This is a genomic window from Weissella confusa, from assembly GCF_004766315.1.
GTDB lineage: Bacteria > Bacillota > Bacilli > Lactobacillales > Lactobacillaceae > Weissella > Weissella confusa_A.
The window spans coordinates 1-12,998 of sequence record NZ_PVSN01000068.1; the positions used below are offsets into that span (position 1 = coordinate 1).

At 44.4% G+C, this 12,998-nt stretch carries 10 protein-coding genes and 1 pseudogene; 1 reads left to right on the plus strand and 10 read right to left on the minus strand.

Annotated features, from left to right (window positions below; translation table 11 throughout):
* The first annotated feature begins 8 nt into the window (after positions 1 to 8).
* On the plus strand, positions 9 to 86 hold the full coding sequence (locus C6P11_RS11500) for an IS3 family transposase (RefSeq protein WP_372583915.1): 78 nt from the start codon (positions 9 to 11) through the stop codon (positions 84 to 86).
* 319 nt (positions 87 to 405) lie between these two features.
* Here C6P11_RS11500 and C6P11_RS09085 read toward each other — a convergent pair whose 3' ends face one another.
* The 10 genes and pseudogenes from C6P11_RS09085 to C6P11_RS09130 all read right to left on the minus strand — a co-directional run bounded on the left by C6P11_RS09085 (position 406) and on the right by C6P11_RS09130 (position 12,885).
* Complete coding sequence (locus C6P11_RS09085; RefSeq protein ID WP_135520501.1) at positions 406 to 2,202, minus strand: helix-turn-helix domain-containing protein; 1,797 nt, start codon at positions 2,200 to 2,202, stop codon at positions 406 to 408.
* Between the two features lie 303 nt (positions 2,203 to 2,505).
* Positions 2,506 to 3,582, minus strand: coding sequence for an acyltransferase family protein (locus C6P11_RS09090; RefSeq protein ID WP_135520503.1), 1,077 nt, complete (start codon positions 3,580 to 3,582; stop codon positions 2,506 to 2,508).
* Positions 3,583 to 3,737: 155 nt separating this feature from the next.
* A complete protein-coding gene (rpsD, locus tag C6P11_RS09095; protein WP_003609715.1) occupies positions 3,738 to 4,349 on the minus strand; it encodes a 30S ribosomal protein S4 in 612 nt (203 codons plus the stop codon).
* A gap of 235 nt (positions 4,350 to 4,584) precedes the next feature.
* The gene (locus tag C6P11_RS09100) at positions 4,585 to 5,085 is read right to left on the minus strand and encodes a DUF1097 family protein (RefSeq protein WP_135520504.1); all 501 of its coding nucleotides are present in this window, start codon (positions 5,083 to 5,085) and stop codon (positions 4,585 to 4,587) included.
* A gap of 128 nt (positions 5,086 to 5,213) precedes the next feature.
* Complete coding sequence (locus C6P11_RS09105) at positions 5,214 to 5,915, minus strand: GntR family transcriptional regulator (RefSeq protein ID WP_003609719.1); 702 nt, start codon at positions 5,913 to 5,915, stop codon at positions 5,214 to 5,216.
* 1 nt (position 5,916) lies between these two features.
* The gene (nagA, locus tag C6P11_RS09110; protein ID WP_135520506.1) at positions 5,917 to 7,092 is read right to left on the minus strand and encodes an N-acetylglucosamine-6-phosphate deacetylase; all 1,176 of its coding nucleotides are present in this window, start codon (positions 7,090 to 7,092) and stop codon (positions 5,917 to 5,919) included.
* A gap of 229 nt (positions 7,093 to 7,321) precedes the next feature.
* Complete coding sequence (locus tag C6P11_RS09115; protein WP_135520508.1) at positions 7,322 to 8,200, minus strand: hypothetical protein; 879 nt, start codon at positions 8,198 to 8,200, stop codon at positions 7,322 to 7,324.
* Positions 8,201 to 8,386: 186 nt separating this feature from the next.
* Positions 8,387 to 9,700, minus strand: a complete 1,314-nt coding sequence (locus C6P11_RS09120; RefSeq protein WP_135520510.1) for a KxYKxGKxW signal peptide domain-containing protein — start codon at positions 9,698 to 9,700, stop codon at positions 8,387 to 8,389.
* A 193-nt stretch (positions 9,701 to 9,893) separates the two neighbouring features.
* Entirely contained in the window at positions 9,894 to 10,775 is an 882-nt protein-coding gene (locus C6P11_RS09125; protein WP_135520512.1) for a 3-hydroxyacyl-CoA dehydrogenase, read from the minus strand.
* Between the two features lie 130 nt (positions 10,776 to 10,905).
* Positions 10,906 to 12,885 (minus strand): annotated as a pseudogene (locus C6P11_RS09130) (ATP-binding cassette domain-containing protein).
* Between the last annotated feature and the right edge of the window lie 113 nt (positions 12,886 to 12,998).

Here is a 12,998-nt window from a genome sequence, read left to right on the forward strand (position 1 = left end):
ATTGGATACTGTATTACAACAACACACGAATTCAAGCAAAATTAAACGGCCACTCACCGGTAGAATACCGACAAATGGCCGCTTAATCAGCTAAAATATTTTACTTTAACTTTTTGGGTACACCGCAAAATTGCGGTGTCCGGTTATGTATCCGGGGGATAACCCGGTTTTCCGTGAATAGCTGTTTTCACGGACGGAAAGTTAAAGGGGCACCATGACGCGGTCGGAAACAGGTTAGGCTTGTTAGCGCCATAGTGCCAGCCGCGACTCATGTTCACAGCTTAGAGTTGAATGGGGTTTCAACTCTACTCTCAATCATACAAATTTATTACCCAGCTAAATAAAACTTCCCGATACTTGCACCATCAGATATTCGTCATCATCAAGATGCCCATTTTTCGGACGTCACTTTTCCCAGTAAGGACGTAAGATTTTTTGATAGGCATCCGTAAATTTACTATCTCCGGATAGGATGACAAAATCTGACAAGTGTTCTTGTAATTGACGGCGTGCTGTCGGCACTTCATCAATCAGTTCTTCATACAGTTCGAACAATCGACGCTGACCTCGACCAAACAATGGCACATCCGCCGGATTATTATTGATGACGCGTGATGCCTTAAGCAGCGACTTCGCCAATTCTTTATTGCCCAACAGCATCGCCCGTAAAATCGCCCATTCATAGATATCCAAGACCGCATTGTGTTGCATGTATTGTTGATCCACCTCATTTAAGGCTTTGCGAATCAAACGCGGCCACATTTCAACACCTGCTTCAGTATCGACATGAAGCAAGGCATAGCTCATTACTCTGAACTCAGCAACATGCCAACTTTCCATGCTCATTAATTCGTTACCGATTTCCTTGCTCAACTCATTGGCGTCATTACTCTGCAACCAATTGTGACGAACGAACAGTCCATCCAACGATTTGAATTCAAAGTAAGCCTCTAAATCTTTACGGAGATGATTTTCTTCGTACAATTTTGCCATCGAGCGTGCCATAGCATCATAGCCCAACGGATTAACATGTTGCCAATTATATTGATGCCAGGTTGAGTTCGTCACATTAATCACACGGCGACGCATCACGGCATCGATATCACTCGGCATCAAGTCGACCAGGCGCATCAACGTAATTAGCTCTTCCAACTCCAGATAATGCGTTTCATTATAAGTGCGATACAACTTATACGTTGAGATACCAGCATCGACCGCCATCCCCGGCGTGATATGCTTTTGCTTCATAATGCGACGTAAAACATCACCGAATTGTTCGAACATTTCTTCTGGTGGCAAGGTTGAAAACCGCGGAAACGCATCGTGCTCATGACGCTTTGTCCAAAAACTAGCCGTCGATACTTGAAATTCATTCCACAACGCCAGTAAGTCAACTGATATCAAACGCGTTTTGACAATCTCGACATGTTGGTTCTTCACGGCTAGCAATAAAATTGTCATGCGACTCGTCGTGGTGTATAACAACCCTTCAACCGTTGTTTTGAACAACTGCATCATTTGTTGTAAAATTCTCAGTTCCATGAATTGTGGTTCTGCGTATTGATTCAAGATTGTTTCAATCACAAACATCGAATTGTTATAACTACGGTTTTCCGGTTGCACCAGCAGCTTATCGACAGCTGCTAAATGAATTGTCAGCACCGCATCATACATGTCATTCGTTAAATAGTTTTGAAAATTCGACATGCTTCGCGCATAGCACAAATACAATCGTTTAAACTGCCCCGCTGTTAGTTCCGGTGCAATAACTGCAAATGCAACGATATCAATCAAGGTAAAGATATCAATCGTTACCAAACGCTCATAAATTTGTGTGGACGCTTCCTGCATTGATTCACCCTTACGCAACGCAACAACCGCTTGAAACAACCTTTTACGGAAGTCCGTATCTTGGTCATCAATGCCCCGTGCTCGTTGGATTAGTTCGTTAATGTCTGCGTTCATTAACCAACGAATCGAAATATCTTGAAAGCGCGACTTGCCTGTTAACATCCCTAGTTCACTGAATGAAATCGTTAACGCGTCCATGATTGACATCATATCAATCATGCTCATATCAATTTCACCTTCTATGAAGCGATAATAACGCGACTTACTGATGCCCAATGCCACAATTTCTGCCAAAGAGACCCGTTTTTCGCGTCTAACTTCATTGATCACCTGACCAATTGTCCTTAACATTGTTAGCCTTACTCCTCTAAAATACTACTCTCTAAAAACCTAAAAAAACGGTTTAAAACGCATTCGTTTTAAACCGGCCCACAGGAAGTCGTTAACCCAGTATTAGTAATAAAGATTGAGGTTAATGGGCTAACAACCCCACTAATTATAACGACTAAACGTCTTTATAAATGGTTATTCCCGTTAATTAATATAGTGCACTTACTATTTAACCAAACATTGCTAGTCAGTACCATTAAAACGAACTACGCCATCAAAAAAATGGACACAGTATAAATTACCAAGTCCATTTTAAGTAAGTTATTATTCAGCAGAGAAACGACGCTTAATCATTGCTAATACGTCTAGTCCCATTCCCGTTGGCAGGAACCGTGTTGGATAAAAGATAAACGCCACTAGCTTCAACTTCTTTGAGAGCCACTCACCAAACAAGCTAACTGCCATCGCAACCAAAAAGACAAGTACCAAGTCGATCAACAGATTGTTACCTAGCACCTTCATCACAACAATACGGGCAATTGATACAACCGGTGGGTGAATCAAATAAATGACGAGCGAAATCTTACCGAAGTAACGCACCACATTTGAAACTTTATCCGTCATTTCACCAAGCCACATAAAGATCGCGAAGAAGACTGGAATTGTCAAAAGCTTCATCGCAAAATTAGCCGGTGTAATGAAGTTCGTGTCATAAAACCAAGTTGACGCCCCTTGCAAAATCCACAAAGCGACAATCAGTCCCAATGACACACCACCCAGCACAGCCATCTGGCCACGCTGCAACTTTGAACGTAGTAAGTAACCAACTAAGAACGTTGCGCCCCAAAGAACCGTTTGGTTAATCGCATACAGCGTTGGCAAGAATCCCAAAATCGCCAATGCAAACAGGACCGCATAGACGGCGACCAGCACGCCTTTACGCTTAATGACCAAAGTCAACGCACCGAAGAGCACCAAGATAAAGAAGTAGACGTACAAGTACCATAAATACCCTACTGGATTGATGCCGATGTACAATAAATCACTAATTGCGTATCGATCATGCACTGTAGATGATGATAGATTTTGCAGGATGACATAGACAACCGAAAAGACAACGTACGGTACGCCCAGCATCACCAACTTCTTTCCCAACCCCGTTATGTATTGACGCCAGTCAGTCGAAGGTTTGAACAAGTACCCCGAAATGGCAAAAAACACCGGCATAACAAACATAAACAGGACACGTTGCGACATCTCCAGCCCCATAGCAGCTGCTGGAAATTGCCCTGTTTTATAGAGCGAACCAATCGTGTGAACGAGGACAACACTTAAAATTAGGATTCCCTTTCCATAATCAAGCCAGCCAACACGCTTCTTTTTCGCGACAGATTTTTCCATATTTTTTCTACTCCCAAGTTTTGGATAAAATTAATTGTACCATCTGACACAATTCAAGTTGTTTCCTTTTTTTGAACCTTGAGAATTCCACAAAAAAAGCACGAAACATAGGCGTTTCGTGCTTCTTTGTTGTACAACAAGTACGAATAATGAAATTATCCCAACTTGTTGTAGTATTCAACGATAAGGTTTTCGTTGTAATCGTGGTCCAATTCTGAACGCTCTGGCAAGCGAACCAATGAACCCTTCATCTCGTCCTTGTTGAACTCAACGAATGGCAACGTTCCAGCCGTAGCTTCCAATGAAGCTTGGATGTAAACGTTCTTTTGTGACTTCTCACGAACTGAGATCTCTTGACCTACAGTAACTTCGTATGAAGGAATGTCAACACGCTTACCATCAACCAAGATGTGGCCGTGGTTAACCAATTGACGTGCTTGTTGACGCGTTGAAGCCAAGCCCAAACGGTAAACAATGTTGTCCAAACGACGCTCCAACAATACGATGAAGTTTTCACCGTGTGTACCCTTACGGATCTTACCAGCCTTGTTAAACAAGTTGTGGAATTGGCGCTCAGTCAAACCGTACGTGAAACGTACCTTTTGCTTTTCAGCCAATTGCATACCGTAATCAGAAATCTTTGCGCGGCGGCCGGCACCGTGATCTCCAGGGGCGTAGTTACGACGAGCAATTTCCTTACCAGTACCTGACAAAGAAACACCCAAACGACGTGAAACACGGAACTTAGGTCCAGTATAACGTGACATATTAAATGTCCTCCAGAATTTATTTTTGTTGAATTCTAGAGAATTGCCTCACATTCGTGCAATTCACCCAAACTTTCACCGCTGCAGCGCGGGTACTAGTGTGTTCTCCGCCATAATTGAAACGGGTCGGTGAATTGTTGACGAGCTTGCGGACAATCCGCTGCAGTTTTCAACACTTCAATTAGTTTAACAAAAAGGAAGAACAACTACAAGCGTTCTTCCTAACTTTATCTCTTTAGTTTTGCTTTGAAAGCGCATCAACGATGATACGACCCAAAACACCAACGATGAAAATACCAGCCAACATCGCACCAGCAATTTGCAATGGCATCGTACCAAACTTAGCAGGTCCACCGTTCAAGCTCAAAATAATGATTGAAATTGTCCAACCAGTCAACCAAGCTGCCGTATCAACCCAGTTACGAATGCCTGGCATACCAGAAATCAAAACAGCTAATGAACCTAGGACGAACAAGGTCACAAATAGCGTTGTCTTTGGCCAACCTGTCAATCCTGGGAACGTCACGGCCATCATTCCCCAAGGAATTCCAAGCCACATACCAAATAGCTCACGCCACTTGTTCTTAGGATCGTTACCTGACGCCACAAAGAAACCACCTGTAATCAAGGCAGCAGCTCCAACCGTCACACCAACAAATGGTGCTGCAACCGCCCAAAGTGATGGAATGGCTGCCACAAACAATGCCAAAGCAATTGTTGGATTTAACTTATGCATTTCTCTATCTCCTACGCAAACAATGAATAATAATTACTAACGGTAAGTACTTATACACGCTTTCAGAGATTGTGCACAAAAAACGGTTTTAGCTAAAAAGCGCCTACATGTAGGCGTTTTGCTTGTGATTATTTTTCCAAAAAGAATTCGAAACGAGACCCAACATATTGGGTACGAACGTACTCGAATGGGCGATTGTTTGTGTCAAACGTAATTTGTCGCATGACCAAGACTGGATCACCACGTTTAATGCCTAAATATTCAGAAATGCGTTCGGTAACCGCAGCCGCCGTCACCGTTTGTTGCGCACGACCAATCTTTAGACCACGTTCTTCAGAAAGTGTTCGATACAGTGAGTTTGTGAGGCTTTCACGCGCCAACCCGTCAACCAAGGTTGCTGGAATTGAGGCAACTTCAAACGCAATCGGCTCATCATTACCGTAACGAACACGCTCCATACGAAGCACCTGGCCATCTTCACCCAGTTGTAGCTGCTCTTGTTCAGAGTTTGATGCCTTGCCAATATGAAAAGAAATCGTGCGTGATGTTGCAACCTTACCAGCTGCTGCCATCATTTCGGTGAATGACGTAACGCCGTTCAACTGTTCTTGCACCTTGCGTTCAGCAACATAAGTTCCTGACCCAACTCGGCGTTCCAAAACGCCTTCGTCTACTAGCATCATCACCGCTTGACGCAACGTCATGCGTGAGACGCCAAATTGTTCAGCCAACTCACGTTCAGCCGGAATCTTGTCGCCTGGTACCCAACGGCCAGCTTCAATAGCTTCACTGATTTCATCGTGAATTTGAATATATACGGGTGCGCCCATATTAGTCCTCCGCAGTCGGAGCGTCAGCCTTTGAGAAGTGACGACCCAAACTATAAGTTGCTTCCAAAGATGTCAAATCCGCGCTAAATACGTTCAAATCCGCATCCTTGCCAATCGTCAACGTTCCCTTGTTCGTCAAACCAAACTCAACCGCTTGGTTAACTGACGCCATTTGAATTGCTTCTTCAATTGATGCACCCGTAAAGGCCATCACATTGCGGAAAGCATCATCGAACTCAAGCACTGATCCAGCCAAAGTGCCATCTTCAAGGCGGGCTTGCTTATCCTTCACCCAAACCTTTTGACCACCTAGCTCTGATTCACCATCCCCAAGTCCCTTGGCACGCATTGAATCCGTAATCAAATCAATACGGTTAGCCGTCTTCAACTTGTAGGCCATGTTAACCATGTCAGGGTAAACGTGGAAGCCATCCACAATCAATTCCGTGCGGATGTTATCTTCCAACATGGCGTGTCCCGTCACACCAGGTTCGCGGTGTGACATTGGACGTTGTGCGTTATACAAGTGTGTGATGTGGCTTGCCTTTGAATTGTGTTGCAAGAAATCGCGGGTAGCGTTTGAGTGACCGATTGAACCGATAATGTTGTTATCAGCTAGGTAATCCTCAAAAGCACGCACGTCTTCAGCTTGCTCTGGGGCGTACGTAATCAAACGTACACGGTTACCTGACAATTCGTTCCACTTCTTGACCAAATCAACGCTTGGCGCAATGATGTGTTCCTCTGGTTGTGCCCCCTTAAAGTGCGGGTTGATAAATGGGCCTTCCAAGTGCACACCAACGATTGCTGGTTCTTGCTTGGCAGCTTCATTTACGGCTTCCATTGACTTTGAGATGTTGTCCACAGCTTGTGTCATTGTCGTTGGAAAGACTGACGTAATTCCTTCTGAAATTTGGCCGTGAACCATCTTAATGATATCTTCTGTGACACCGTCCATCGTATCAAATCCGTACGCACCGTGTGTGTGTACGTCGATGAAACCAGGAACAATCACCTTACGATCCGCACGTACGACATTGTCAGCTGATGTCACAACCAATTCACTCATTGGTCCCATCGCTTCGATTTGCTTGTCGAAACGGATGTAAGCATCCTTAATTACTGGCACTTCTTGTTCGCCGGTATAGATAGTTGCGTGTGTCAAAACTGTACTCATGATGAACTCCCCTTGTTTATAGAAAAACTAAATTGGTACAGGCGGTTAACCACCGTCTCTATCATGTTCTAATCGCTTACAAGTTTACACGGTCTAGCTTGTTTTTAAAAGTCAAAACCTAAACTCTTCCTATTTGAGACTTTGCTAATCGCACAAAAAAACGCCACATGCCGTTAAATTGGCATATGACGTTATCAGAAAGCAAATGTACGACTTTCGTCAGACTCGCTTACTTCTTAATTTTTGAAATCTTTGCAACATCGCTGAACAAGCGTTCGTCTTCTTCAGCTAACACATCATCTGCTTCGTCGCGCTTGTTATTACGCAAGAACTTGTACATTAATGCAGCGATAATCGCAATAATCACTGACAACAATGTCTCCGTGACGTGTGAACGCTCAAGCGTATCGAATTGCTTATCATCACTTGCATGTAGCATCTTAAGCGCTTGAGGGGTCGTGTTTTGAACAGTGGCATTAGCCTTAACGCTAATCCTATCTGCATTTGATCCATTTGCAGGAGCAGATACGTCGCCCGCACCGTTTGCAACTACGCCAGCGGCTTGTCCATTACTTGTAGCGACACCATTCGACATGTTTGCTGACGCACTTGCGTTATTAGTTGACACGTTAGTCATAGCATTAGATGCCAAATTAACAACATTTCCCAAAACAGCGCTTGATGAAGCAACCGTTGATGCAGGTACGTTCACCAATGAATCTGATGAATTAGCTACTGTCGCAACATCAACATCATCTGAATCAACTGATGACGTAGAAACTGATGTCTCACCTGCATTTGCAGGAGTAGTAACGACTGATGATGCAGCTGTATTGTCGTAATAGCCTGATTCCGAAACAGATACACCATCATCTACTGCAGTTGATGTCTTCACTGTGTTGTCGTAGTAACCTGAGTCAGTTACTGACAATGCTGAATCTACTGATGATGATTGCTCAACGTACACTGGCTCGTCGACTGCTGATGATTGCTCAACATAAACTGGTTCACCAACTGCTGACGACGTTACGGCTGTATTGTCATAGTAATCTGAACCCGTTACTGATACAGGATTCGCATCTACCGCTGATGACTCTGCGACGTACACTGGTTCATCAACTGCTGATTACGTTACAGCTGTATTGTCATAATAGTTTGAACCAGATACTGAAACCGCATCGTCGACTGCACTTGATGTCTTCGCTGTGTTGTCATAGTAACCTGAGTCAGTTACTGACAACGCTGAGTCTACTGCTGATGATTGCGCAACATAAACTGGCTCGTCAACTGCTGATTACGTTACGGCTGTATTATCATAATAATCCGAACCGGATACTGATACAGCATCGTCGACTGCACTTGATGTCTTCGCTGTGTTGTCATAGTAACCTGAGTCAGTTACTGACAACGCTGAGTCTACTGCTGATGATTGCGCAACATAAACTGGCTCGACAACTGCTGATGACGTTACGGCTGTATTGTCATAGTAATCTGAGCCGGATACTGATACAGGATCCGCATCTACCGCTGATGACTCTGCCACGTATACTGGCTCGTCCACGGCGGATGACGTTGCCGCTGTATTGTCGTAGTAACCTGAATCTGTCACTGACAACGCTGAATCTACCGCTGATGATTGTTCAACATAAACCGGCTCATCGACTGCTGACGACGTTACGGCTGTATTGTCATAGTAGTCTGAATCCGTTACTGACAATGCTGAATCTACTGCTGATGATTGTTCAACGTAAACTGGCTCGTCGACTGCTGATGACGTTACAGCTGTATTGTCATAATAATCTGATCCAGATACTGATACGCCATCATCTACCGCAGTTGATGTCTTCGCTGTGTTGTCGTAGTAACCTGAATCTGTTACTGACAATGCAGAATCTACCGCTGATGATTGTGCTACGTAAACTGGTTCATCGACAGCTTCTGATGTTGCAGGCTTGTCTGCTTCACCAACGGTCGTCTTTCCGGTTTCATTCAAGTAGCCGTTAACGATTTCCAACAAATAGTGCTTCATCCATGGAAAACCATCATCTGCCAAAGTTGAGTCAGGCAAATAATCGGTGTGAATGTCAGCGAACACTTCACCATTCTTTACCTTGTCATACCAAGCTGCATTGTGCTCACGAATGTAAGCAACTTCAATTGCAAGGGCATAGTCTTCTACACGATCAGCTTGGAATTGAACCTGTTGGTCAGCAAAAGGCATCCCGTCACTGTAAGAACCATTTGCTTGTGTGTAATGACCAGACTTAATTGTCTGAATCATGTTAGTTGCCTTAGTGATGGCCCCCGCCAAATCACCTTGCCACACAGCGCTAGTTCCCGTCATATCTTGTACGTGACGGTAGTTATCGATAACATTTTGTAGCTTATCAATTTGCGTTGCTTCCGCTTGAGACAACGAACGCTTAGTCGTCGTCGCAGCAATCGCATCCTTAACGTGCGTCAATTGCAAATTTGTCGTCGCAATCGGTGCGACTACCATCAAGCTAACAGCGCCTAAGGCAAGCCCACGCGTTACCCAACGCTTACCATCCTTATACATCTTAAAGTGAACGTTTTGTTCACCACGATTTTGCATCTTTCCAAACACAACCAATCGCCCCTTTTCCCCACGAGCATAATTTCTGTTCGCTTAATCTATATGACCCACTTACTAAAAGTACATATAGTAATATAGCGCAGAATTCCCGTTTTTTCACATATTTAAGGAAAAAAGAACCCATTCCCGGGAGCTATAACTCCTAAGAATGGGTTCTTTCCGGTATTTAGTTCGGTTTTAGCGCTTACTTCAAGAATTCAGGCGCTAGATATGCTGGATTAGGGTACTTATAGAACCCTTCTCCTGATTCAACACCAATATGACCTGCATCAATCATCGCCTTCACCTTTTTAGCAATTTCTTGGTGTGATGGATCCGGATTCATGATATTAATCGCGTAAACAGTATTCAACCCAACTGTGTCCATAATGGCAAACGGTCCGGCTGGGGCACCCGTGGCAATCATCCATGTCTTATCGATTGTCTCTGGATCCGCAATTTCCTTTGCCCAAAGTTGCGAACCGGCATCAAGCAACGGCACAAGCAATGAGTTCAAGACATAACCAGGCTGCTCCTTCTTAACCATGATTGGCACCATACCAATCTCACGTGAGTATTCCTCAAACGTCGCTGGTAATTCAGGCGCAGTGCCTGGGTGTGGCATGATTTCGGCCGTGTTATTCTTCCAAATTTCGTTAGCAAAGTGGTAGGACAAGAACTTTTCTGGTCGACCAGTTGCTTCAGCAAAGGCTGATGGCAACAACGTTGAAGAGTTCGTGGCCACGACCGTTTGTGGTCCGGCCAACTTAGCAAACTTTTCGTAGAACTCAGTCTTTGTAGCAGGCGCTTCTGGCAACGCTTCAATCACCAAATCAGCGCCAGCAAGTGCCTCGCCCAAATCCGTGACGTACGTCAAATGCTCACGAGCAGCTGCGATTTGTTCATCAGTCGCATGCAAATCGCGACGGGCACCCTCTTCCCAACGTGCAACACGTGCTTGTGCCTTTTCCAATGATGATTCAGAACGTCCCCAAACCGTGACGTCCTTCCCATGGAATGCTGATACATAGGCGATTTGTGACCCTAGCGTTCCACCACCAACGATTGTTACTTTTTGATATGACATTTGATAATCCCCCATCATTTTTGATTAATTACACCATATCATGTAAGCGGTTTCTTATGCCAAAGATAACTATTGAAAACAGAAAAAGCGTTCCCACAAAAATGTGGGAACGCTTCTTAAAGTACATCTATTAGTCTGCAGACAAGGCATCGATTGGGTTCAACTTTGCTGCGCGACGAGCTGGCAACAACGCGGCCAAGAATGAAATGACCAATGCCAAGATCAACGTCATGACAACATTACCAACTGAAATTTGAATCATGTCAAACTTCGCAATGCTGTACAAAGCTGAGTTCAATAGCGCACCGATTCCAAAGGCCAAAATAAGTGCCAAAACGAAACTTGCCAAACCAATTAGCAAAGACTCTGACGTAAACAAGTTACGGACGTCCTTCTTGCTTTCACCCAAGGCACGGAGAATTCCGATTTCCTTCGTACACTCTGAAACTGACATGAACATCGTCACGATAATCATCAAAGCAGATACGACCAATGAGATACCAGCAATTGCAGCCAAGACATTGGTTGCCAATGAGACGATTGTGTTGATGGTATCCAAGATTGAACCAACCGTTACCGCTTGGAACAAACGCTTACCATCATCACCCTTCATCTTGTTAATATCCTTTTGGAAGGCCTTAACGTCATCCGTGTTCTTCACACGAACCGTTACGAACAACGCACGGGTATCCGCACCAGCTTCCTTGTAGGCATCTTCAATCGTGCTTGCTATCGTCACGTTTGCCGTTCCAGCTTGACCAGCGTCGATAACACCCGCAATCTTGAACGTCTTGTTAATTTCAACTGGCGTCATACCATCAGACTTGACCGTCATCCACTTAACCGTCATTGTCTTACCAACAACTGACTTCTAGTCCTTAGTGTCAAACTTCTTTGCGACAGTCTTCTTATCAACCAAGATTTCATTCTTGCCAGGTACGTGACCAGCCTTAATCAGCTTCTTTTGATAAGTTGCTGACCAAGTTTGTACGGTACCAAGTGAGTAATCCTTGCCTTCAAGGTTCGCTTGCACGTTACCGGCTTGGTAACCCTTTTGCAACGTCTTCACGTACTTGTTGGCCTTAATCTTCTTGATTTGATCATCTGAAATTGTCATCTTGTCCATATCAACGCCGGCTGTTGCGCCAGACGTTTGACCGACACCGCCGTTTTCGCCTTGGTGACGAGCAACCGTGACAGCCGTTGGGTTTGCCAATGAGTTAACTTGATCGTTAATGTAGGCCTTAACCCCATTTCCCAAACCAGTGAACAACATCACGGCAAACAGCCCAATTGCTGTTCCAATCATAATCAACGAATTACGCCAGAAGTTATACGTCAAATGCTTGAACGCATTTCGGAATGACGCAACTGCTGGCAATGGACGATCTGCCAAACGCGTATCATCAGCTGGCAACTCGTATGCCGGCTTCAAACGCGTATCGGCATCAATTTGTCCATCAGCCAAGTGCACAATACGCGTTCCGTGGTCAGCCACTTCTTGTGAGTGGGTAACCGCGATAACCAACTTACCTTCTTGGGCAATTTCATCCAAGATTTCCAAGACTTCAGCCGTGTTCTTTGAATCCAAAGCACCAGTTGGCTCGTCGGCAATGATAATCTTTGGGTCAGAAGCCAACGCACGTGCGATTGCGACAAGTTGCTTTTGTCCACCAGACAATTGGTTTGGGTGCTTCTTAATTTGATCCTTAAGACCAACCTTCTCCAACAATTCCGTGGCACGTGTAATCTTGTCCTTTTGGCTCAACGTCGTCATTTCCAAAGAAACCAAGACGTTTTCCAAAACCGTCAAGTGACTAATCAAGTTGTAAGCTTGGTAGATGTAACCAATCGTACCACGACGGTAAGCATCCAATTGCTTTTCCTTCTTGTGATCCAATACTTGGCCGTCAATCGTAACCTTGCCTTCGAACTCACGGTCCAAACCACCGATGATGTTCATCAACGTTGACTTACCACCACCAGATTCTCCAAGGATTGAAACAAACTCACCCAATTCGAAATCCAAGTCAATGCCCTTCAAAACAGGGAACTCTTCCTTACCCAGGAAGTATGACTTGCGAATATCTTTTAACGGTGAATTGTCAATTCAACCGGAACACTTGAGATAAATAATATTCTTTAGCCGATCTCCAGCCGAAAAGCTTTCGAGGTCGGCTATTAATTTGCTCAACCATTTGTTCAATGTATTCGTCTGAATAA